This is a genomic window from Glycomyces artemisiae (assembly GCF_003002955.1).
Taxonomy (GTDB): Bacteria; Actinomycetota; Actinomycetes; order Mycobacteriales; family Micromonosporaceae; genus Glycomyces; species Glycomyces artemisiae.
Genome location: NZ_PVTJ01000009.1, coordinates 66619 through 87185, shown reverse-complemented (window position 1 = coordinate 87185; position 20567 = coordinate 66619). Strand labels below are relative to the sequence as shown.

The 20567-nt window shown below is 70.0% G+C and carries 27 protein-coding genes; 25 read left to right on the top strand and 2 right to left on the bottom strand.

Annotated features, from left to right (window positions below):
• The first annotated feature begins 370 nt into the window (after positions 1-370).
• From B0I28_RS21315 to B0I28_RS21260, 12 genes are read left to right on the top strand one after another with little or no spacing between them, the layout of a single operon-like run.
• Positions 371-853 (top strand): phage terminase small subunit, encoded by a 483-nt coding sequence (locus B0I28_RS21315; protein ID WP_106365878.1) that lies wholly within the window; start codon positions 371-373, stop codon positions 851-853.
• Positions 850-2469 carry a terminase large subunit gene (locus B0I28_RS21310; protein ID WP_106365877.1) on the top strand — a complete coding sequence of 540 codons (1620 nt, stop codon included), beginning with the start codon at positions 850-852 and terminating at the stop codon, positions 2467-2469. The genes B0I28_RS21315 and B0I28_RS21310 overlap by 4 nt, the downstream gene beginning before the upstream one ends.
• Before the next feature lie 13 nt (positions 2470-2482).
• Positions 2483-3925 carry a phage portal protein gene (locus B0I28_RS21305; protein WP_106365876.1) on the top strand — a complete coding sequence of 481 codons (1443 nt, stop codon included), beginning with the start codon at positions 2483-2485 and terminating at the stop codon, positions 3923-3925.
• On the top strand, positions 3900-4928 hold the full coding sequence (locus B0I28_RS21300) for a hypothetical protein (RefSeq protein ID WP_106365875.1): 1029 nt from the start codon (positions 3900-3902) through the stop codon (positions 4926-4928). The genes B0I28_RS21305 and B0I28_RS21300 overlap by 26 nt, the downstream gene beginning before the upstream one ends.
• A 57-nt stretch (positions 4929-4985) precedes the next feature.
• Positions 4986-5666 carry a hypothetical protein gene (locus B0I28_RS27400; protein WP_106365874.1) on the top strand — a complete coding sequence of 227 codons (681 nt, stop codon included), beginning with the start codon at positions 4986-4988 and terminating at the stop codon, positions 5664-5666.
• Positions 5663-5860 (top strand): ribosomal-processing cysteine protease Prp, encoded by a 198-nt coding sequence (locus tag B0I28_RS21290; RefSeq protein WP_106365873.1) that lies wholly within the window; start codon positions 5663-5665, stop codon positions 5858-5860. The genes B0I28_RS27400 and B0I28_RS21290 overlap by 4 nt, the downstream gene beginning before the upstream one ends.
• The gene (locus B0I28_RS27395) at positions 5857-7152 is read left to right on the top strand and encodes a major capsid protein (RefSeq protein ID WP_181245890.1); all 1296 of its coding nucleotides are present in this window, start codon (positions 5857-5859) and stop codon (positions 7150-7152) included. Before B0I28_RS21290 ends, B0I28_RS27395 begins: the two co-directional genes overlap by 4 nt.
• A gap of 18 nt (positions 7153-7170) precedes the next feature.
• Positions 7171-7704 (top strand): prolipoprotein diacylglyceryl transferase, encoded by a 534-nt coding sequence (locus B0I28_RS21280; RefSeq protein ID WP_146148186.1) that lies wholly within the window; start codon positions 7171-7173, stop codon positions 7702-7704.
• A 26-nt stretch (positions 7705-7730) separates the two neighbouring features.
• The gene (locus B0I28_RS21275) at positions 7731-8363 is read left to right on the top strand and encodes a hypothetical protein (protein ID WP_106365871.1); all 633 of its coding nucleotides are present in this window, start codon (positions 7731-7733) and stop codon (positions 8361-8363) included.
• A 9-nt stretch (positions 8364-8372) separates the two neighbouring features.
• Positions 8373-8774, top strand: coding sequence for a DUF6093 family protein (locus tag B0I28_RS21270; protein WP_106365870.1), 402 nt, complete (start codon positions 8373-8375; stop codon positions 8772-8774).
• Positions 8771-9160, top strand: coding sequence for a hypothetical protein (locus tag B0I28_RS21265; protein ID WP_106365869.1), 390 nt, complete (start codon positions 8771-8773; stop codon positions 9158-9160). The genes B0I28_RS21270 and B0I28_RS21265 overlap by 4 nt, the downstream gene beginning before the upstream one ends.
• Positions 9150-9557, top strand: a complete 408-nt coding sequence (locus tag B0I28_RS21260; RefSeq protein WP_106365868.1) for a DUF3168 domain-containing protein — start codon at positions 9150-9152, stop codon at positions 9555-9557. Before B0I28_RS21265 ends, B0I28_RS21260 begins: the two co-directional genes overlap by 11 nt.
• Here the strand turns inward: B0I28_RS21260 and B0I28_RS21255 are convergent.
• The gene (locus B0I28_RS21255; protein ID WP_106365867.1) at positions 9554-9778 is read right to left on the bottom strand and encodes a hypothetical protein; all 225 of its coding nucleotides are present in this window, start codon (positions 9776-9778) and stop codon (positions 9554-9556) included. The genes B0I28_RS21260 and B0I28_RS21255 overlap by 4 nt on opposite strands.
• An 81-nt stretch (positions 9779-9859) precedes the next feature.
• Between B0I28_RS21255 and B0I28_RS21250 the strand changes: the two genes are divergently transcribed.
• From B0I28_RS21250 to B0I28_RS21200, 11 genes are all read left to right on the top strand, one after another.
• Positions 9860-10045, top strand: coding sequence for a hypothetical protein (locus tag B0I28_RS21250; RefSeq protein WP_106365866.1), 186 nt, complete (start codon positions 9860-9862; stop codon positions 10043-10045).
• 3 nt (positions 10046-10048) lie between these two features.
• On the top strand, positions 10049-10540 hold the full coding sequence (locus B0I28_RS21245) for a phage tail tube protein (protein WP_106365865.1): 492 nt from the start codon (positions 10049-10051) through the stop codon (positions 10538-10540).
• Positions 10537-10998, top strand: a complete 462-nt coding sequence (locus B0I28_RS21240; RefSeq protein WP_106365864.1) for a hypothetical protein — start codon at positions 10537-10539, stop codon at positions 10996-10998. The genes B0I28_RS21245 and B0I28_RS21240 overlap by 4 nt, the downstream gene beginning before the upstream one ends.
• Positions 10999-11093: 95 nt before the next feature.
• The gene (locus tag B0I28_RS21235) at positions 11094-11423 is read left to right on the top strand and encodes a hypothetical protein (protein WP_106365863.1); all 330 of its coding nucleotides are present in this window, start codon (positions 11094-11096) and stop codon (positions 11421-11423) included.
• Positions 11405-14122: a phage tail tape measure protein gene (locus B0I28_RS21230; protein WP_146148185.1), complete on the top strand. Its 2718-nt coding sequence runs from the start codon at positions 11405-11407 to the stop codon at positions 14120-14122. Before B0I28_RS21235 ends, B0I28_RS21230 begins: the two co-directional genes overlap by 19 nt.
• On the top strand, positions 14122-16872 hold the full coding sequence (locus B0I28_RS21225; protein ID WP_106365861.1) for a hypothetical protein: 2751 nt from the start codon (positions 14122-14124) through the stop codon (positions 16870-16872). Before B0I28_RS21230 ends, B0I28_RS21225 begins: the two co-directional genes overlap by 1 nt.
• Complete coding sequence (locus tag B0I28_RS21220; protein ID WP_106365860.1) at positions 16872-17390, top strand: hypothetical protein; 519 nt, start codon at positions 16872-16874, stop codon at positions 17388-17390. The genes B0I28_RS21225 and B0I28_RS21220 overlap by 1 nt, the downstream gene beginning before the upstream one ends.
• A complete protein-coding gene (locus B0I28_RS21215; protein ID WP_106365859.1) occupies positions 17391-17897 on the top strand; it encodes a hypothetical protein in 507 nt (168 codons plus the stop codon).
• The gene (locus B0I28_RS21210; protein ID WP_106365858.1) at positions 17898-18401 is read left to right on the top strand and encodes a hypothetical protein; all 504 of its coding nucleotides are present in this window, start codon (positions 17898-17900) and stop codon (positions 18399-18401) included.
• A 12-nt stretch (positions 18402-18413) separates the two neighbouring features.
• On the top strand, positions 18414-18791 hold the full coding sequence (locus B0I28_RS21205) for a hypothetical protein (protein WP_106365857.1): 378 nt from the start codon (positions 18414-18416) through the stop codon (positions 18789-18791).
• A complete protein-coding gene (locus tag B0I28_RS21200; protein ID WP_106365856.1) occupies positions 18788-19294 on the top strand; it encodes a hypothetical protein in 507 nt (168 codons plus the stop codon). The genes B0I28_RS21205 and B0I28_RS21200 overlap by 4 nt, the downstream gene beginning before the upstream one ends.
• Here B0I28_RS21200 and B0I28_RS21195 read toward each other — a convergent pair.
• Entirely contained in the window at positions 19291-19542 is a 252-nt protein-coding gene (locus tag B0I28_RS21195) for a hypothetical protein (protein ID WP_146148184.1), read from the bottom strand. The two genes, B0I28_RS21200 and B0I28_RS21195, sit on opposite strands and share 4 nt — an antisense overlap.
• Positions 19543-19574: 32 nt before the next feature.
• On the opposite strand from B0I28_RS21195, the gene B0I28_RS27390 reads away from it, so the two are divergent.
• Positions 19575-19721, top strand: a complete 147-nt coding sequence (locus tag B0I28_RS27390; RefSeq protein WP_181245889.1) for a hypothetical protein — start codon at positions 19575-19577, stop codon at positions 19719-19721.
• Positions 19718-20563, top strand: a complete 846-nt coding sequence (locus tag B0I28_RS21190; RefSeq protein ID WP_106365854.1) for a peptidoglycan-binding domain-containing protein — start codon at positions 19718-19720, stop codon at positions 20561-20563. The genes B0I28_RS27390 and B0I28_RS21190 overlap by 4 nt, the downstream gene beginning before the upstream one ends.
• Positions 20564-20567: the final 4 nt, after the last annotated feature.

The following is a 20567-nucleotide window of genomic DNA, read 5'->3' as shown; positions in this document are numbered from 1 at the left end:
CCCGAACGATCCTCGACACGGGCGCGGGCTGTGCGCGTCGTGCCACGGATGGCAGACCACACAGCACCAAGCAGGGGGATGGGCAAGGCCCGAGCACTGAGCCGCACGGCTCCCGCTCACTCAGCGCACACGCTGACAGTTCACGCCAGCGCCTGACCTCGTGTTGAAGATTTATTTCATCGATCGATCGTCACTCACAGTGACGAAAACCTGGGGGGAAACCCCTTGCCAAGGGGGCTCCGGACCGCCGGGGAGGTAGTTTTCCATCTGTACGGGTTCCCAACTTTTCGGCCGTCACTCTCCGTAACGGATTATTGGGATTCATTTCCAATTATGCGGCCTGATTCCACTCTGAAACAGAGGGGGCACCATGCCCGGACAACTGCCGAAGGAAGACCCGGCCCGCCGGAACAAGTCGACCTCGAAGGCCACCCTGAACCCCGACCACGACGTCCAGGCCCCGCTGCTGCCCAAGGGCCGCACCTGGGACTGGCAGACCGAGTCGTGGTGGCGCGACATCTGGGCGAGCCCGATGGCCTCGGAGTACGACGACTCCGACAAGCACGGACTCTTCCGCCTCGCCGTCCTCGTCGACGACTACTGGACGACCGACAACGCGAACACCCGCGTCAAGCTCGCCGCCGAGATCCGCCAGCAGGGCGCCCTGTACGGGATCACCCCGCTCGACCGGCGCCGCCTCCAGTGGGAGGTCGCCCGCGGCGACGAAGCCGAGCAGAAGAACCGCCGCCGCACCGCCGAGCAGGCACCGCCCGCCACCGGCGACGGCGCACCGCCGCAGCCCGCCGACCCCCGCCAATACCTCCACCTCGTCCCCGATGCGGAGGCGATGTGACGGGGCTGATCGTCCCGCCACTCGATGAAGAACCCTGGCCCACACTCGGACCGCAGATCTGCGACCTGATCGAAGAGCGCTGCGTTTTCGGCCCCGGCGACCTCCGCGGCGAACCCGCCGTGATCGACGCCGAGAAGCGCGCGCTCATCTACCGCATGTACGAGGTCTACCCCAAGGGCCACCCGAAGGCGGGCAAGCGGCGCTTCAAACGCGTCTGCATCTCCCTGCGCAAAGGCACCGCGAAGACCGAATTCGCGGCCTGGGTCGCCTACGTCGAGCTGCACCCCGAGGGCCCGGTCCGCTTCGCAGGCTGGGACGCGTACGGCAACCCCGTCGGGAAACCGGTCAAGGACCCGTACATCCCGATGATCGCCTACACCGAGGAGCAGACCGAGGAACTCGCGTACGCCGCTCTCAAGGTGATGTGCGAGGAGTCCACCGACGCGGACCTGTTCGACCCGACCATGGAGCGGATCACCCGTACCTCCGGCGGCGGGAAAGCCCTCGCGCTAGCGGCGGCGCCGAACGCCCGCGACGGCGCGCGCACCACGTTCCAGCACGCGGACGAGCCGCACCGGTTCGTCCTGCCGCGGCTGGTCAAGGCGTGGCAGACGATGCTCCAGAACATCCCCAAGCGGCCGCTCGCCGACCCGTGGTCGCTGTCGACGACCACCGCGGGCGCCTCCGGCGAGCAGTCGGTCGCCGAGTCGGAGAAGGAGTACGCAGAGAAGGTCGCCGCCGGGAAGGCGAAGGACCCGCAGCTGTTCTACTTCCACCGCGAGGCCTCCGCACGGCACGACATCGAGACCGACGAGGGCCTGCGGGCCGCGATCATCGAGGCCTCCGGCCCCGTCGTCGCCGCCTGGTCCGACATCGACTCCATCGTGTCCCTGTACCACCAGGCCGACACCGACAAGGCCTACTTCGAGCGCGTCTGGCTCAACCGCTGGGTGGCCTCGGCGAACCAGGCGTTCAACCCCGAGCGGTGGAAGGACCTCGCGGCCCCCCGCACCGTCATCGCCAAGGGCGCGCAGATCGCGCTCGGCTTCGACGGCGCGCGCTGGAGAGACGCGTGCGGACTGGTCGCGACGCACCTGGAGACCGGGCACCAGTGGGTGACCGCGCTGTGGGAGAAGCCCGAGGACTACAAGGGCGAGTGGGAGGTCCTCGACGAGGACGTCGACGCCGCCGTCGACGCGGTCTTCGACCAGTGGAACGTCGTCCGCTTCTACGCCGACCCGCCCCGGTTCGAAGCGAACGTCTCCCGCTGGGCGGGCAAGTACGGGCCGAAGAAGGTCCTGGAGTGGTACACCAACCGGCCCAAGCAGATCGGGCAGGTCATGCGGGCCTACAGGACCGCGATCGACTCCGGGGAGCTCACGCACTCCGGGGACCCCGATCTCGCCCGGCACATCGCCAACGCCCGCGTCGGCAACCTGAAGCTCATGGACGACGACGACAAGACCCCCTTGTGGACGATCTACAAGGAGCGTCCCGACTCCACGGACTTCATCGACCTCGCCATGGCCGGGGCCCTCTCCTGGCAGGCCCGCCTCGACTCGATCGCCGCCGGCCAGATGCGCGCCTCCAACGGACGAATGATCGTCCTCCGATAGGAAGGGGCACGGTGTGGCTGAGCTCGTCGACGTCCTCAAGCGCCTCGAACAACGCCACAAGGCCCAGCTGCCCGACCTGGAGCGCCTGAACTCGTTCTACGAGGGCAAGCAGTCGCTCTCCTACCTGCATCCCGAGCTGATCGCCGAGCTCGACGACCGGCTCAAGCAGGTCGTCATCAACTGGCCTGAGCTCGTCGTCGACTCCCTCGACGACCGCCTCGACGTCGAAGGATTCCGCGTCTGGGGCGACAGCAAGCTCGAAGACCAGCTGTGGGAGCAGTGGCAGCGCAACGACCTCGACGAGGCCTCGCAGATGGGGCACCAAGAGGCCATGGTGTGCGAGCGGGCCTACACCATCGTCGGCACGAACGAGGACGCCGACGAAGACGAGACGCCGCTGATCACCGTCGAGTCGCCGTTCGAGGTCGTGCACGAGAACGACCCGCGCACCCGCACCGTCCGCGACGCCGCGAAATTCTGGTGCGAGGGCGAAGGCAAGGACAAGGTCGACCACGCCACCCTCTACGTCCCCGGCATCACCGCCTGGTGGATCCGCGACGGCGACGACTGGATCGAGGACCCCGAGTACAAGCGCGACGAGCACAACCTCGACTTCAACCCGGTCACGCCGCTGCTGAACAAGACCCGCCTCCACGGCGACGGCATCTACGGCCGCTCCGAGCTCGCCTCGATCATCCCGATCTCCGACGCGGCCTGCAAGATCGGCACCGACATGATGGTGTCGGCCGAATTCCACGCCATGCCCAGGAGATGGGCGCTCGGCTTCGGGCCCGAGGACTTCGTCGACGAGGTCGGCAACAAGATCTCCGCCTGGTCGAAGGTCGCCGGACGCATCTGGGCGTCCATGAAGCGCAAGGACGAAGGCGCCGAGGTCGGCCAGTTCCCCGAAGCCGACCTGAAGAACTTCCACGACACCCTCAACCTCCTCGCGCGCATGTGCGGCGCCCTCGGCGCGCTCCCCCCGCACTACATGGGCTTCTCCGACGGCAACCCCGCCTCCGCGGACGCGATCCGCTCCTCGGAGTCGCGCCTGGTCAAGCGCGCCGAGCGCCGTCAGCGCGGCTACGGCGGCACGTGGGAGACCACGCAGCGCAAGGCCCTCGCCATCACCGGCCGCGACGTCTCCGACCTCGCCCGCATGGAGACCGTCTGGCGCGACCCCGCCACCCCCACCAAGGCGCAGGCCGCCGACGCCGCCGTGAAACTGTTCACCGCCGGGATCTCCACCAAGCGCCAGGCCCGCATCGACGTCGGCTACACCGACACGCAGATCAAGCGCATGGAAGAGGAAGACGCCGAGGAGCTCGAACGCGACCCGGTCACCCAGCTCGGGCAGGCCATGCGGATGAGCCCGGCCCAGCAGGCCGCCCTCGACGCGGCCGAAGCCGACGACGAAGCGGTCCTCGCCGGTGCAGCCGCCGCTCAAGGCCAGTAGCGACCGCGCCGCGCACCTCAAGCGCACCTCCGCGGCCGCGACGGCCGAAGCCCGCCGCCTGTGGCGCCGCGTCGACCTCACCCGCGTCGCCGCCTCCTGGCTCGACCTCCTGCCGCGGCTCCTGGTCGTCATCGCCGCCGCCCAGCTCGACGCCGCGCGGACCGCCGAGGCCTACACGGCCGCCGCCCTCGGGCAGCAGGACATCACGAAACCGACCGAAGGCGAACTCGACCCGTGGGCGCTGGTCGGCACCGCCTCCGACGGGCGGCCGCTGGAGTCGCTGCTGATGCAGCCCGCCCTGACGACCCTCAGCGCCCTCGCCGCCGGGACGGTCCGGTCGCGCGCGCTCGGGCTCGGCTGGACGGCCCTGGACATGATCTGCCGCACCCAGGTCGCCGACGCGTTCCGCAACGCCGACTCCGTCGCGGGCGTTAACCGGCGCGTCACCGAGTACGTGCGGGTCCTCACCCCGCCGTCGTGCTCGCGGTGCGCGATCCTCGCCGGCGACGGCCGCGCCTGGAACACCGCGTTCCGCCGCCACCCTGGCGACGACTGCATCTCGATGCCGACCACCCGCGACAAGGGGATGGACCACCGCACCGACCCCATGGCCTATTTCGAGTCGCTATCACAGGCCGAGCAGGCCCGGATCTTCACGAAGGCGGGCGCGCAGGCGATCAGGGACGGCGCCGACATCTACGCCGTCGTCAACGCCCGCCGCCGCGCCGCGGGCATGACCGGCACCGTCACCAACCGGCTGACGCGCCGCGGCAAGGACATCCGCCTGGATGCGAACCAGTTCGCCATCACCGGCCGCCGCGGGCGCCTGCGCACCGTGAACGTCCTGGGCCAGGACACCTACATCACCCTCGAAGGCCGCCCCGTCCGCCTCCCCGGCGGCGGATCCGCCCCACGAATGATGCCCGAATCGATCTACGCGATCGCCCGGGACCAAGAGCACGCGATCCGGCTGCTGCGCCTCCACGGCTACATCTGGCACTGAGCAGCCGACCGCACCGGGAGCCCGACTCCCAACCCGCACCAGAAGGAAGGCCGCCGCATGGCGCACGACCAGGGCGAAACGCCCACCACCACACCGTGGTTCACCCTCTTCCGTCACGACGACGGCGACGAGGACCAGCCCGCAACGGACCCGAACCCGGCCGACGACACCGACGACCAGCACGACGACGACGGCGACAAGCCCTCCGACGATGCTCCCGCCGACGACCAGCCCGCCAAGGGCAAGGAGATCGACTGGAAGAAGCGCTCGCGCGAATGGGAGCGCCGCGCCAAGGAGAACAAGGAGAAGGCCGACAAGTTCGACGCGGTCGAAGCCGAGAAGAAGACCGAAGCGGAGCGGCTCACCGATCAGGCGGCCGCCGCGGAGGCCCGCGCTGCGAAGGCCATGACCCGCGCGGTCAACGCCGAGATCGCCGCACTCGCCGCCGAAAGCTTCGCCGACCCGACCGACGCGGTCGCCGCGCTCAACGCCGCCGAGTTCATCGACGGCGACGACATCGATACCGACGCCATCCGCGACCAGCTCGCCGACCTCCTGGAGCGCAAGCCCCACTGGGCGAAGTCGAAGGAGCCCGCGGCCGCCCCGGCGCCGCCCAAGCCCCGCCCGGACCCCGGCCAGGGCCCCCGCGGCGGCGACAACAAGGTCGACTACCGCAACGCCACCCGTGAGGACTTCAACGGCGAGATGGCGAAGTACGGCCTGCGCACCCGCTCATGATCCGCATCGCGGCCTCCATGGCCGAAGGCCGCTTCCACCTCGCGGTGGACGGCCACGAGCAGCGGGCCGAGGGCGGACGCGTCTGCGCCGCGGTGTCGGCGATCACCCAGACGGCCCTGCTCGGACTTGAGCAGATCGCCGCCCAGTTCCCCGAGCTCGTGGAGCTCACCATCGAAGAGGAGACACACCCATGACCACGCTGACCAAGCGCGGCTGGTTCAACCTGGCCCGGCACGACGTGCGCTCGACGCTCCCGTCGTCGATCCGCGCCATCATGCAGAACGGCCTGCTCGACCGCGCCTTCGAGGACGCCCTCACCCCCCAGTTCCTGTACCCGCGCGTCGCCGCCTCCGAGCCCTGGCAGGGCGGCCTCGGCGACACCTCGACGGCGACCCGCACCGGCCTCCTGGAGCCGAAGACCACCCCGATCACCGGTTCGGACCCGTCCCCTTCGAGCTACGCGGTCGAGCAGTGGTCGGTGACGATGGACCAGTACGGCGACGCGATCGACACCAACATGCTCCAGTCGTCGATGACGCTGGCGTCGAAGTTCCTCAAGGACATCCAGACCCTCGCCACCGGCGCGGGCCAGTCGCTCAACCGGATCGCCCGCGACCGGCTCTACCGCGCCTACTCGGGCGGGCGCACCTGGGTGACCGCCGCGGCCACCACCGACACCTCCATGGTCGTCGAGTCCGTCGACGGCTTCACCCACGTGGTCGTCAACGGCGTCCCCACCCCCGTCTCGGGGTCGAACCCGCTCAACATCACCGTGGACGGCGTCGCCAACACCGTCATCGGCGTCAACACGGGCACGAACACGCTCACTCTCGGGACCACCCGCGTCGATGTCATCGGCGAGGCGGTCGTCTCCGCCAACGCGCCCGTCTCGATCCGGCCCGGTGCCGCCGACACCGCGTTCGACCTCACCGGGTCGAACGTGGCGACGCTGTCGCTGTTCCGGGCCGCGACCACGCGCCTGCGCCGCATGAACGTCGACACCATCGACGGCGCCTACGTCGCGCACATCGACGCCGAGACGCTCAACCAGCTGTTCGACGACGAGGAGTTCCAGCGGCTCTACCAGGGCCGCGGCGAGGCGTCGGCGGTGTGGCGCGACCTGGCGGTCGGCCGCGTCGCGGGCATCGACTTCGTGCGCAACGAAGAGGCCCCGATCGCCGAGGTCGGCTCGGTCGACGTCCACCAGCCCATCGTCTACGGCGCGGACGCGCTCGTGGCCGCGCCGTTCGCGGAGATGGGCCGCCTCCTGGCCGAGACCGACGTCTCCGACGTCCCCTCGATCCAGATGGTCGACGCCGCCCCGAACGTCCAGGTCGCCCGCATCATCCGGCCCCCGCAGGACCGCCTCCAGCAGATCGTGTCCTCCGCGTGGTCGTGGGTCGGCGACTTCGGCGTCCCCTCCGACATCACCACCGGCGACGCGGCTCTGTTCAAGCGGGCCGTGGTCATCGAGCACGCCGGTTAGCAGGAAGGGAGCACCGAGATGCGCGTTCGTGCAAACCAGGATTTCCGCACCTACGTGAGCGGCACGCCGCTGCGCGTGACGGCCGGGAGCATCTGGACGGGCGGCGCGGCACGGGCCATGCTCGCGACGCACTGCCCCGTCACCGACCTCGACGCCGAGGCCACCGGCCCCGACGACGACGAGCCCGACGGCCACGACAGCACCGGCGAGCACGGCGCCCCCGGTGCCGACGACAGCGCCCCGGACGGATCCGACGCGGCGACTGCCGACGGCGGGAACGACGGCGACCCGGCCGACCCGCCTGCCGGGGTCCAGGAGGCCGACGCAGAGCCGACCGAGGGGGAGGCGCCCGCGGCCGAAACGGCCACCGTCGCCGAAACCGAGGAGGCCCCGACCGAGGCGGCCGACGCTGTCCCGGACGGGAACGTCTCCGACGTCCTCGACTGGGTCGACGGCGACGCCGAGAAGGCCCGCCAGGCCCTCGACGTCGAACGCGGCCGCGAGCGGCCCCGCGCGGGCCTGGTCAAGCAGCTCACCCAGATCGTCGAGTAGCCGGTGCACGCGGAGGGAGGCGGACGGTGGACCCGCTGATCACCAAGGCGCAGCTCGCCGCCCGCCTCCACAAGGACGTCGCCGACCTCGACGACGCCACCGCCGACCTCGCGCTGTACACCTCGTCCGGGATCGTCCGCGGCCTCACGCAGCAGACGATCTCGTTCGTCGAGCACGAGACCGTCCTCCTCGGTGGGGCCACGCAGAAGCTCACGCTCCCGCAGCGGCCCGTCGCCGTCGACGACGACCACCCGCTCACCGTCGTCGAGGTCGGCGACTTCGGCGGCCTCGACCTGACCCTGGTCGAGGACCGCGACTTCACGCGGCTCGGCAACGAGCTCACCCGCGGGCAGGCCTGGTCCCAGACCAGCCGCCTCATGGGCTGGCCGCGCACCCGTGTCCTCGGCGTGTGGTCCCCGCGCGTGCGCGTCACCTACAGCCACGGCTACACCGAGATCCCCGGCGACATCGTCGACGCCTGCCTCGACGCCGCCGTCCCCTGCTACCAGAACCCGACCGGGCTGCGGCAGCGGAGCATCGACGACTACTCCGAGACGTTCGCCAGCGAGTTTCTCGGCGCCGCGCTCGTCGCGAACCTCAAGGTCAAGCTCGGGCTTCTGGGCCGCCGCCGCGGCGCCTGGTCGGTCACCCCCGGATAGGAGGCGACCATGCTCGACATCGCCGCTGCGCTCGAAGCCGGCCGCGCGGCCGCCGAGGAGCGCATGGTCGACACCTGCACGATCCGCCGCCCCACCGGGACGGTTACCGACCCGGTCACCGCCGAGGTCACCACGACCTACGACGTCCTGTACAGCGGCCAGAAGTGCGAAGTCCAGTCGAAGGGGTACTGGGGCGAGGCGCGCGAGGTCGCCGAGGCGTTCAAGAACGTCCTGGCGCTGGAGGTCAAGCTGCCGATCGCGGTGCTGGGCCTCAACGTCGACGACGAGATCACCGTGGACGCCTCCGTGCACGAGCCCGACCTCGTTGGCCGTGTCTTCCACCTGAAGGACCTCTCCCACAAGTCCCACGCGACCGCACGGCGCGTCCTGTGCCGGGAGGTGACCGGGTGAGCGACGGCGTGGACGACCGCGAACTCCAGATGTACATCGCCGAGCTCGGGCGCGTCGGCGGCCGCCTCCACCGGGAGGGCCTCGCCGTCGGCGAGAAGGGCGCGCTGAACATCAAGCAGGACTGGGCGAAGACCTGGTCCGGCCACCCGTACTTCCCGGCGCTGCCGCGGGCGGTGAGTTACGACCGCCGCGCCCAGGGCGCGGACGCGGAGTGGGAGATCGGCCCCGACAAGGACCGCCCGCAGGGCGCCCTCGGCAACATCATCGAGTACGGCACCGTCAACAACGGCCCGATCCCCGGCGGCCTGCCCGCGCTCGACCGCGAGGTCCCCCGCTTCGTGCAGGCGCTCGCCGACCTCGGCATGGACGTGCTCAGTGGCGATTGACCCGGTCGCCGAGCCTGCCGCGGCCGCGTTCCTGGCGCTGCTGCGCGCGAACCCGAACCTCACCGTCTTCGACGGTCCGGCGCCGCTCGACCAGCGGCCGCCCTACCTCGTCGTGTACTTCGCGGGCGGCCCGCGCCTGGGCGACGGCCTGCGCCGACAGCCCGACAAGGCGACGATGCGCGCCTACGTGCACGCCGCCGGGGAGACCACGGCCGCGGCCCGGATCCTCGGCGGCCACGTCGACGCCGCCGTCCTCGGCGAGCGCTTGACGGTCCCCGGTTGGGACTGCGGGCCGGTCGACTGCGAGCTCGCGAACCCGCCGGTCCCCGACAAGTCGACTGGGGTCCTCGTCATGGACGCCGTCTCCACCTGGGTGTGGTGGATGACTGCGGCCTAGCGCTGGACCTGCTTCCGGCGTTTCCTGCGGATCATGCCGATCCGCGCCCAGATGAGGGCGTACGCGATGCCGATCGCGACGAACACGGCGATGAGCAGCAGCCCGCCGAGGACGCGGAACGGCGGCACGAGCAGGACCAGCAGCACCAGCACCACGATCCCGACGACGCCGACGGCCGTCAGGGGTTTCCGCGTGCGCTCAGGGGTTGAGGGTTCCGACATCCCCCCAGCGTAAGGCACACCCGCGTCCTCCACATCGGCCGAACGTGCCGACCCGTCACCACAGAAACACCAGGAGAACCAATGGTCAAGCCCACTCACGTGCTGCTCAAGCACCCGAAGACGGACGCGACGTGGCACTGCCCCGTCGGCGCCGTCGACGTCTGGCTCGACAAGGGCTGGACCAAGGCCCCCGACGAAGCCGCGCCCGCCGCGGCGAAGACCGACCAGGAGCCCGCGAAGGCCTCCAGCACCGGGAAGGACAAGTAAGCCATGGGCGACATCATCGTCGACGGCACGGTCAAGGTGGCGTACTGCCCGACCGTCGCCGACCTCTCCGCACCCACGCTCGTCGAGATCGCCGCGGGCATCGACGACCTCGACGTCATCATCACCGCCGACGGCCTCATCGGGTTCGAGCCCGAGACCGCCGAGGTCGACACCACCGGCCTGTCCTCGACGTTCGACACCAAGCGGCCCGGCCGCGCGTCGTTCTCGGGCACCATGCTGCGCATCAAGAAGCAGACCGGAGTCGACGCCGCCTACACGACCCTGGTGCGCTCCACCGAGGGCGTCCTCGTCGTCCGCCGGTACATCCTCGCCGCCGGGGCGTGGGCCGTCGCCGACAAGGCCGCCTGCTACCCGATCCAGTGCGGTGAGCGCCGCGACCTCGCCCCCGAGGCCAACACCACCGCCCGCTGGGAGGTCCCGACGATGATCCACTCCGACCCCGAGCTCAACGCGGTCGTGGCGGCCGGCGCATGACCGACGACATCGACGAGGCCATCAGGAACGCGAACCTCCGCGAGAAGACCGTCCCGGTGTGCCTCAATCCCAACGCGGTCGAGGCCTACCAGGAGGCCGAACTCGCCGCGGTCAAGGCCAACAACGACTCCCTGCGCGGCGCCGACCCCGTCCCGCAGGAGCTCGTCGACGCCGTGAACGCCTCCACGGTCAACTTCACGATCCGTGCACTCGGACGCACCGACTGGCGCAAGCTCGTCAAGAAGCACCCCCCGCGCGAGGGCAACCCCACCGACCGCCAGCTCGGCTACAACGAGGACGACTTCTACGAGGCCCTCGTCCGCAAGTGCGTCATCGCACCGGCCATGAGTGCCGAGAAGTGGGAGGAGGTCGACCCGCTCATCAACGAAGGCGAGTGGCTGAAGCTCGTCGGCGCCGTCCAGGCCGTCAACCTCCAGGTCTCCCGCCTCCCTTTCTAGTCAAGCGGCTGCACGAGTCCGCCGAGCTCCTCGCGCGCGTCAAGACCGCGCGGGACCTTGGCGTCTCCCTCAAGCGCTTCGACGGCTGGGAGCCTGTGACGCGCTCGTGGACCGAGGAGCGGGACGGCCGCACCGTCACCGTCACCGAACGCGAGACCGAGTGGGACGCCGACGAACAGGACTGGATGCTCGCGCTGGCACTCACCGAGGCCGACGAGTGCCCCGGCTGCCACGGGTGGCTGTCCGAGACGACCCTCCCGGAGAACGACGACAAGTACCTGCCGGGCCCGCCCGTCCGCTGCCACCGCTGCACCGCGCAGGGCATCGGGGCCGACCAGATCCGCGCTCAGAAGAAGCCGCAGCCGCAGGCGCTGTTCCTGCCTGTCCGCCATAGGGAGGAGGCCCCGTGGCTAACCGCACCGTGACCGTCGGCCTCCGCATGCAGATGGCCTCCGCGATCGGCGCGGTCCGCGGCTACCGGCAGGAGTGGATCAAGGCCCGCGACGAGCTCCACAAGAACATGCTCGACCACCGGCAGGCCACCCGGGACCTCGCCGACACCGCCCAGAAGACGGGCGCGGTCATGGTCGGGGCCGTCGCGCTCGCCGTCGTCAAGTCCGCCGAGTTCGAAGCACAGATGTCGGCCGTGAACGCGGCGCTGCGCGAGTCCGACGAGAACATGCAGCGGCTCCGGGAGGCGGCGCTCGCGGCGGGCAAGGACACGAAGTACTCCGCGGTCGAGGCAGCCCAGGCGATCGAGGAGCTCGGCAAGGCCGGTGTCGGCACCGAGGACATCCTCTCCGGCGGCCTCAACGGCGCCCTCGCCCTCGCCGCGTCCGGGAACCTCGAAGTCGCCAAGGCCGCGGAGATCGCCGCGATCGCCATGCAGCAGTTCGGCCTCTCGGGTTCCCAGATCCCCCACGTCGCCGACCTCCTTTCCGCCGGGGCGGGCAAGTCCCTCGGCTCGGTCGAGGACCTCGGCGCCGCACTCCAGCAGTCCGGCCTCGTCGCGAACCAGTTCGGCATCAGCATCGAGGACACCACGGGCGCGCTCGCCGCGTTCGCCGCGGCGGGCCTCATCGGCTCCGACTCCGGCACCTCGCTCAAGACGATGCTGACCATGCTCGCGAACCCCTCGAAGGAGTCCGCCGAGCTCATGGAGCAGCTCGGCATCAACGCGTACGACGCGGCCGGGCAGTTCGTCGGCCTCACCGACCTCGCCGGGCAGCTCCAGACCAAGATGGGCGGCCTCACGCAGGCCCAGCGGGACCAGGCGCTCGCGCAGATCTTCGGGACCGACGCGCTCCGCGCCGCGAACGTCCTCTACGAGGAGGGCGCGGCCGGGATCCGCGACTGGACCCTCGCCGTCAGCGACTCCGGCTACGCCTCCGAAGTTGCCGCCGCCCGCATGGACAACCTCAAGGGCGACGCCGAGCGGCTCGCCTCCACCGTCGAGTCCACGCTCGTCGGCGCGGGCTCGGGCGCGAACGACGTCCTGCGGACCCTCACCCAGACCACCACCGGCCTCGTCGAGCAGTTCTCGACCCTCCCCGGACCGGTCCAGACCAGCCTCCTGACCATCACCGGGCTCGGCGGCGCCGGCCTCATCGCCGCCGGCGGGCTCGCGAAGCTCGTCGTCTCCGCCGCCGAGACGCGCGAGGCCATCGCTGAACTCCAGCGCAACGGCTCCAAAGCGGACCGAACCATGATGAGGGTCGCCAAGGGCGCGGGCATCGCCTCGGCCGCGATCGCCACCATCGGCGTCGGCAACACCGCGCTCGCACGCGACGTCACCTACGACCTTGAGAACCTCACGAAGGCCCTGGAGAAATACGGCAAGACCGGCGAGGCCACCGGCGAGGCATCGAAGTTGTGGGGCGACGACCTCGGGCTCCTCTCCAACGACCTGAACGTCCTCGAAAAGTCCTGGTACGACGTCACCGGCACCGCGATCGCCGCCGGCGTGGAATGGGCCACGTTCGCGAACGCCTGGTCCGATGACACCGTCTCCCAGGCGAAAGACCGCATCGACGGCCTCGACCAGGCGCTGGCGGACATGGTCGCGTCCGGCAACGGCGACCAGGCCGCCGCGGCGTTCTCGCGGATCGCCCAGATGGCCGAGGCCGAGGGCGTCAGCATCGACGAGGTCAAGCAAGGCCTGCCGCTCTACCAGGCGGCCATGGAAAACGCCATCCAACCGACCGAAGACGTCTCGGCCGCGACCCGCATCTATGCCGACTCCCTCGGTGTCGTCCCCGAGCTCGCCGAAGAGGCCCAGGCCGGGATCACCCAGTTCGAGGAGGCGCTCAAGACCCTCACCGACACGCTGTTCGGCGTCGAGGAGGCCGAAGACCGTGTCGCGACCCTGGTGAACCAGGCCAAGGAAGCGTTCGCGGAGAACGGCGGGGCCGTCACCGGCAACACCGAGGCCGCACTCGCGAACCGCGAAACGCTGAGGAGCCTCATCACCGCCTATATGGACCAAATCCTGGCGGTCGCCGAGGCGACCGGCTCCCAGGAGGAGGCCATGGGCGTCGCCGAGGACCTCGAAGGCCAGTTCCGGTCCCTCGCCGGGCAGCTCGGCCTCTCCGAGGAGCAGGTCGACGACTACGCCGCGGCGTTCGACGACATCCCGTCTCTCGTGCAGACCACGGTCCGCACCACCTACGAGTACCGGTACGTGACCGTCAAGCCCTCCGGCCCGTCCGGTCTGGCCGTCCCCGGCCTCGCCGACGGCGGCTACTTCGGGTACGCCGACGGCGGCGCCGTCCAGCGCTACCCCAAGGGCGGCGCCGTCTACGGCGCTGGCGGGCCCCGCACCGACTCCATCAACGCCAAGTTGAGCACCGGCGAGTTCGTCGTGAACGCGTTTGCGACCCGCCGCAACAGGATGCTCTTGGAGGCGATCAACGCCAACCAGTTCAACTGGTCCGACCTGGCGGCGGGAGGGTCGATGCGGCAGGCCGCCTACGGCGCCCCGATGGGCGCCATGAGCTTCTCCGACGGCCGCGTGATCGTCGAGTTCCGGTTCCAGGGCGCGGCCGACTCGTTCACCCGCGCCATCCGGGACGCCGCCTATCTTCACGGCCAGGGCAACGTCCAGTACGCGTTCGGGACGAGCTGATGACGATCCCGCTCCAGTTCCGGATCGAGATCGCGCTCGGCGCCGACATCAACGGCGACCCCACCGGGTGGACCTGGACGGACATCACCGACCGCGTGCTCGTCGTCGACGGCGCGAAGATCACGATCCGCCGCGGCCGCCGCAGCGACTCCGGCGCCGTCACGGCCGCGAACGCCACGTTCATCCTCGACAACGACGACGGCGCCTTCGAGACCGACAACCCGCTCTCCCCGTACTACCCGCTGCTCGACGTCAACACGCCCGTGCAGATCAGCGTGTCCCCCGACAGCGGATCGTCCTGGTACGCCAGGTTCGCTGGCTACCTCACGAAACTGCCCACGCGCTGGCTCGGGGCGGGGGCGGCGATCTCGCGGATCACGGTGACGGCCGAGTCGATCCTGCGCCGCCTCAGCCAGGAGGACGCGGCCTCGCCGCTGGAGCGGACGGCGCCCGCGCTGTTGAGCGGGCGGTGCCTGGAGTACTGGTCGATGCAGGACGGCCAGTACGCGACCCAGTGCGCGTCCCACTTCGCCGGCGGCATCCCGATGACCGTTACCGGCAGCCTCGACCTGGGCCGGTCGACGCCACCGCCCGGCTCGACAGCGACGGCCATGTCCGACTACGAGTTCATGGCCGCGCGGCCGCCCTCGGCGACGGGCACGGTCCGGCCGTACACGAACACCGGCGCATGGTCCGTCCACGGCATCTTCCGGATCGAGCAGGAGGCTCCGTTCGAGCTCGTGCTCATGGAGTGCGATCTCGCCAAGGCCGAAGGCTCGGCGCAGCCGGACAAGATTCGTCTAGTCGTCGACGACGAGGTCCTCTCTCTGGAGGCGTACCGCGAGGACGACACGCTCCTGGGATCGATGAGCACCGGCATCGTCGCCTCCCGGGCCCCCAACGACGGCGAGTGGCATGCGATCACCGTGCGCGCGGCCCAGTCGGGGTCTGACGTCCTGGCCCGGATCCGCTACGAGGGTGCCACATACACGCTGACGCTCACCGGCAAGACCCTCGGCCCGATCCGGCGGGTGGCGTTCCCGTCGACGCGGATCACCACCGCCCCGAAGACGCTGTCGGTCGGGCACTTGGCGGTGTACGACCACGAGCTGACCACGGTCCTCCAGGACCGGGTCGCGCAGGCGATGCGCGCCTACCCGCGGGAGCAGGCGAACGCCCGGATTGGGCGCACCGACACCGAATCGGCCCTGATGTACCAGGTCCAGGTGTTCAGCGGCGTCTCCAGCATGGTGGAGCTCCTGGGCGAGCAGCCGCACGCCAACAGTCTCGGGATCCTCGCCGACGCCGCCGAGGCCGACGGCGGCATCCTGTTCGAACCGGCCGACTTCGCGGACGGGTCGCTGCGGTACTACTCGCGCGCCTTCATCAACGGCCTCGCCAACGCTGCGCCCGCGGTGGTCATCCCCCAGCGGATCCTCGCCGACCTCGACAAGAACGACGACGACTATCTCCTGTCCACTCAGGTGACGGCCGCCGGGGCGGGCTCGTCGGTCACCGCGGCCGTCTCGCCGGTGCAGAACGCGACGGCGATCTCGGTCAACGTCGCCGACGGCGACCGGCTCCCGGACATGGCCGGATGGGCGCTCTACCAGGGCACCCGCAAGGGCGGCCGCTTCCCCAGCACCAAAGTGAACATGCACGAGGCCAGCACGTTCCTGATGTACGACTGGCTCAACAGCGACCTCGGCGACCGCATCGCCCTCGACGACCCGCCCCCGCACGCCGGCGACGTCGACATGATCCTGGAGGGCTACACCGAGACCATCGACCTGTACGACTGGGTCCTGGACCTCTACGGCTCCCCGGCCTCTCGGTACCAGATCGCCGACCTCGACGACACCACCCGCGGCCGCATGGACACCGCAGGCTCCCGCCTCGTCAACGCGGTCACCGCGGCCGCGACGGCCTTGGAGGTCGAGACGCATGAAGGCTCTGAATGGTCCACTGCGGCAAGCGGATTCGACGTCGGCGTCGGCGGGGAGCGCATGGCCGTCACCTCGGTCGCGGCCGCGTTCTCCGACACGTTCACCCGTTCGGTGTCGAACGGGTGGGGCACCAGCACGTCGGGGCACGCATGGTCGCTGACCGGCGGCCTGGCCTCCGACTACTCCGTGAACGGGACCAGGGGTCTCATCTCCCTCGGCGCCGTGAACTCCCTGCGCTCCACCTACATCGCCGGTCTCGCGGTCGCCGACATCGACCGGACATTCACCGTCAGAGTCCCCGTCATCCCGACCGGCGCCGGGATCCAGGTGCGGTCCATGGTCCGCTGGGACGTCGCTGTCGGCACCTACTACATGCCCCAGATCCAGATCGAGACGTCGTCGGCCGTCACCGCGACCATCCGCAAGAGCGTCGCAGGCGTCAACACCACCCTCCGCTCGAAGGTCCTCGGCGTGACGCACACCGCCACCACCGACTACCGGCTCCGGGTCCGCACCGAAGGCTCGTGGATCTACTTCAAAGTGTGGACGACCGCGCAGGCGGAGCCGACGCAGTGGACCGACGCGGCATGGGACACCGACATCACCACCGCTGGCGCCTGGGGCGTGAGGGCTGCGCTTCTCACCGGCAACACCAACAGCCTGCCCGTCGTCATCCAGGTCGACAACGACACCACCGCGAACCCGCAGCGGTTCACGGTCACCCGTGCCGTCAACAACATCCCCAAAGACCACAGTGCAGGAGCCGAACTCACCCTGTCCCAACCGAACCACCTGGGCCTGTGATGACCACCCCGCTGTACTACATGCCGCTCCAGCCCGGAGACACCGCCACCCAGGCCCTCCTCGACCTGCGCGAACCCCCCTCCGCGGTCAAAACCGCGAACCAGTCGGTCAACAACACCACCACCAACGTCACCGACAACCATCTGACGGTCGCGCTCGCGGCAAATGCGATGTACCACGTGTCGTGCATCGTCGCGTTCTCCGGGCCCGCCGCGGCGAACTGGAAACAACTGTGGACCTTCCCCTCGGGCGCGACGGGGCAGCGGTTCTCGCACGGGCCGGGAACGGGGGTGACCTCGGTGCGCTCCACGCAGCTGCACGTCCGGGCCGCATCACTCGCGACGTCCCTCGGGTACGGGACCGACGGCATCGAGACCTCGCTGCTCAATGAGGACATCCTCCTGACGACCGCGGGGACCTCGGGCTCGCTGACGCTCACGTGGGCGCAGCTCACCGCCACCGCCGGGGTGACGACCGTGTACGCCGGATCGTGGATCCGCGCAGAGAGAGTGGTCTGAATGACCGTCCATGTGATGCCCGTCCGGGCCGGCGACGTGCTCACCGCCCACGGCTACAACCTCGCCCAGCCCGTCTACTCCTGGCGCACCGCCTCGAAGCCGATCGCCTCCTCGACGACCCTCACCGCGGACGAGGAGCTGTGGACGACGCTGGAACCGTTCGCGACGTACACGCTCCTGGTATGCCTCGCCATCACCGGCGGCACCACCGGCGACTTCAAGATCAACTACGCCACCCCGACCGGATCCCAGGGGCGACGGCACTGCATCGGCCCCGTACCCGCGGTCACCTCCGCGACCGGGAACACCCGCCACTCGGTGAACGACTGGTCAGTCGCCGTCAACTACGGCACGTTCACCTCCTCGCTCACCGTGCGGGAGCGGGGCATCATCTCCACGGAAGCGACCGGGGGCGTGCTGCAAGCCCAGTGGGCCCAGAACACCAGCAGCGCGACCGCGACCGTCGTCGAGGCCTCCTCGTTCCTGCGCGTCCAGCGGGTGCTCTGAATGACGCTCCCCTGGACCGCTGGCAAGCTCCTCACGAGCACTGATTTCACGTCGCGGCAGCCGATCGTCGTGTTCAAGAACGGAAAGCAGTCGTTCTCATCGACCGTGTCCGATCAGACCGACGCCGACTTCCTGATCCCCCTCCCCCAGACTGGCGCGACCTACGTCGTCAACGTCGTCTACGGCGCCACCGGCGCGACAGCCGCCGACATCGCACTTGCCTGGACCTCCACCGGGGACCCCACGATCGTCCGCACCATGCAGGCCGTCGATACCAGCTCCACCAACGTCAACGACACACTCGCGATCTGCCGCGAGCTGTCCCTCGGCGGGTGGGGTGTCGGCACCACCCCGTCGCAGCCCGGTGTCGTCAGCGAAACCCTCACCGTCACCACCGGCACCGACCCCGCCACGCTCCAGCTCGTCTGGCACCAGGTCAACTCGAACTCGGTGTGGACGACCATCCACGACTACGGCTGGGCTATCGCCCAACGAATCGCCTAGGAGGCACCCACCATGTCCCTGTTCACCGCCACCGACGGCGCCCAGCACCGCAGAGTCGGCGGCGTCCTCCGCATCGTCAACGGTGCCTGGGAACTCGCCAACGACACCGAGTACCAGAGCGACGACCTCACCCTCGACGGCGTCGGCGCGTCCACCATCACCCTTACCTTCCCCCCGGCGCTCAAGATCATCTCCTTCCGCGCCAGCCCCGACGCCCAGTTCGCGCAGAACTACGGCGCCTCCTTCGGTGTCGACGCCGAACTCGACCGCGCGGTCATCCGCGGCCGCCTCATGACCGGACTGCTGTACTTCAGCTCCTGGTCGAACACGGCCACCGCGATCCACGTCGAAGGCTGGCTCCTCCACGAGACCGCAGGACCCGTCGAGTGACCTACCTCAGCCCGGCGTCGACCACCGAACCGACCGGCGGCACCCACACCACCCGCGAGGTCACCACGACCGCGCTGGCGGTGTCCTCGGCACCCGGTGTCGCATACGAGACGCTCCTGCGACTCGTCTTCCCCGCCGAGCCCAGCGACATCCTCGACATCACCGCCCGCGCCCGCGTCACCAACATGACCGAGTTCCCGCTGGTGGCGGTCGGCTACGGCCTGTGGATCTTCGACGCCGAACTCCCACCCGAGGACCGGATCTGGACACAGATCGGACCCCAGCGGGAAGGCTCAACCGACCCGGTCAGGACGGTCCTCGCGATGCACACCGAGGACGTCTACCAGGTACCCGCCGAATGGCCGGAGGGCCACCGCATGGCCGTCGTCTACCGCGGCGACGCGTACGCGCCCGACCTCGACCCGGAGGCGCCCCCGGTGGCGCTCGATGTCGATGCCGCCTACGGCAGCGTCACCATCCGCCGCTGGCTCGCGCTCCCTTAGTCGCCGCCCTGCTCCCACACCTCCAGCAGGATCGCTGCGAGCGTGTCGAGGACCTGCCCGAGCCCGTAGACGACCGCCCCGGACACGACCGCGCCGAGGCCCGCGGCGAGACCGGGGACGACACCAACGTTCGCGGCGAGCACGAGGCCACCGAACACTCCGGCGAGCCCGACGACCACGCCAAGAACTTCCAGGACACCACCGATAGACCGGGCCGTCCTGACCTGCACGGGCGCTTGCTCGCTCATGCTCTGACCCTACGAGCACATTGGAGGATCCGATGGCGGACCACCAGAAAGACACCGAGGAGCTCCTCGCCGAGGCCGACGGGTACGTCGACGTCCCGCCCGACCCGGTCCTGCCCGGACACCCCGACTGGGTCGAGCCCGCCGCGGGCTGCACCCCCGTCCCCGAGGAGGACGAGTGAGCATCTACCGCGGCCCGTACTACTCGGCCAACAAGTGCAGCGGATTCGCCCGCCCAGGCAACAAGGCCCTCATGTCCTGGTACCTCGGCGCGTACGGCGACCGCGGCGCCGCGAACCTCGGCATCTACGTGTGCAAGAGCCTCGGCTCCGGAATTTCGATCCACGGCGACGGCCGCGCCTGCGACCTCGGCACCGCCCCCTACAACCGGCCCGGCTCCGGCTGGCCCGCCTGGGGCTGGGCACTGGCGAACGCCCTGCGACTCAACTCCGCCGAGCTCGGGATCCAGCTCATCATCTTCAACGGCAAGGTCTGGTCGTGCCGCTACCCCGACTCGGGCTGGCGCGACTACGACGGCTCCGACCCGCACGACGGCCACCTGCACGTCGAACTCACGCCGAGCTCGGCGGCGAGCCTGACCGTCGCCAAGATCCAGTCCATCATCGGCGGCGGCTCGTCGCCCATCACCATCGGAGAAGACGACATGATCGGTCTCAAGCGAGGCGACGAAGGCGAGGAGGTCAAGGCCCTCCAGTACGTCCTGGCCGACGCAGGATTCGACCCAGGCGAGAAGGACGGCCAGTACGGGCCGAAGGTGGCCGCGGCGCTCCTCGCGGCGCGGCGTTCCCTCGGGTCGTCGGCCACGGACGGCGACAATCTCACCGCCGCGGCGTACGCGCAGCTCCTGCGGGCCCTCATCAAGAAGCAGGCACCCGCCACGACCCCGCCGTCTTCGACGCAGGTCGCCGCCGCGGTCGCGGCGTACCTCAAGGCCAACCCGGTCAAGCTGCCCGAGAACGTCCAGTTCAGCGGCGGCACGCTCACGGGCGTGAAGGCCAAGTAGCGGC

Excerpts from the sequence above, each read along its gene's own strand:
- B0I28_RS21315 (WP_106365878.1), top strand. The coding sequence starts at position 371 with ATGCCCGGACAACTGCCGAAGGAAGACCCGGCCCGCCGGAACAAGTCG.
- B0I28_RS27400 (WP_106365874.1), top strand. The coding sequence starts at position 4,986 with ATGGCGCACGACCAGGGCGAAACGCCCACCACCACACCGTGGTTCACC.
- B0I28_RS21290 (WP_106365873.1), top strand. The coding sequence starts at position 5,663 with ATGATCCGCATCGCGGCCTCCATGGCCGAAGGCCGCTTCCACCTCGCG.
- B0I28_RS27395 (WP_181245890.1), top strand. The coding sequence starts at position 5,857 with ATGACCACGCTGACCAAGCGCGGCTGGTTCAACCTGGCCCGGCACGAC.
- B0I28_RS21280 (WP_146148186.1), top strand. The coding sequence starts at position 7,171 with ATGCGCGTTCGTGCAAACCAGGATTTCCGCACCTACGTGAGCGGCACG.
- B0I28_RS21270 (WP_106365870.1), top strand. The coding sequence starts at position 8,373 with ATGCTCGACATCGCCGCTGCGCTCGAAGCCGGCCGCGCGGCCGCCGAG.
- B0I28_RS21255 (WP_106365867.1), bottom strand. The coding sequence starts at position 9,778 with ATGTCGGAACCCTCAACCCCTGAGCGCACGCGGAAACCCCTGACGGCC.
- B0I28_RS21250 (WP_106365866.1), top strand. The coding sequence starts at position 9,860 with ATGGTCAAGCCCACTCACGTGCTGCTCAAGCACCCGAAGACGGACGCG.
- B0I28_RS21245 (WP_106365865.1), top strand. The coding sequence starts at position 10,049 with ATGGGCGACATCATCGTCGACGGCACGGTCAAGGTGGCGTACTGCCCG.
- B0I28_RS21240 (WP_106365864.1), top strand. The coding sequence starts at position 10,537 with ATGACCGACGACATCGACGAGGCCATCAGGAACGCGAACCTCCGCGAG.
- B0I28_RS21225 (WP_106365861.1), top strand. The coding sequence starts at position 14,122 with ATGACGATCCCGCTCCAGTTCCGGATCGAGATCGCGCTCGGCGCCGAC.
- B0I28_RS21220 (WP_106365860.1), top strand. The coding sequence starts at position 16,872 with ATGACCACCCCGCTGTACTACATGCCGCTCCAGCCCGGAGACACCGCC.
- B0I28_RS21215 (WP_106365859.1), top strand. The coding sequence starts at position 17,391 with ATGACCGTCCATGTGATGCCCGTCCGGGCCGGCGACGTGCTCACCGCC.
- B0I28_RS21210 (WP_106365858.1), top strand. The coding sequence starts at position 17,898 with ATGACGCTCCCCTGGACCGCTGGCAAGCTCCTCACGAGCACTGATTTC.
- B0I28_RS21205 (WP_106365857.1), top strand. The coding sequence starts at position 18,414 with ATGTCCCTGTTCACCGCCACCGACGGCGCCCAGCACCGCAGAGTCGGC.
- B0I28_RS21195 (WP_146148184.1), bottom strand. The coding sequence starts at position 19,542 with ATGAGCGAGCAAGCGCCCGTGCAGGTCAGGACGGCCCGGTCTATCGGT.
- B0I28_RS27390 (WP_181245889.1), top strand. The coding sequence starts at position 19,575 with ATGGCGGACCACCAGAAAGACACCGAGGAGCTCCTCGCCGAGGCCGAC.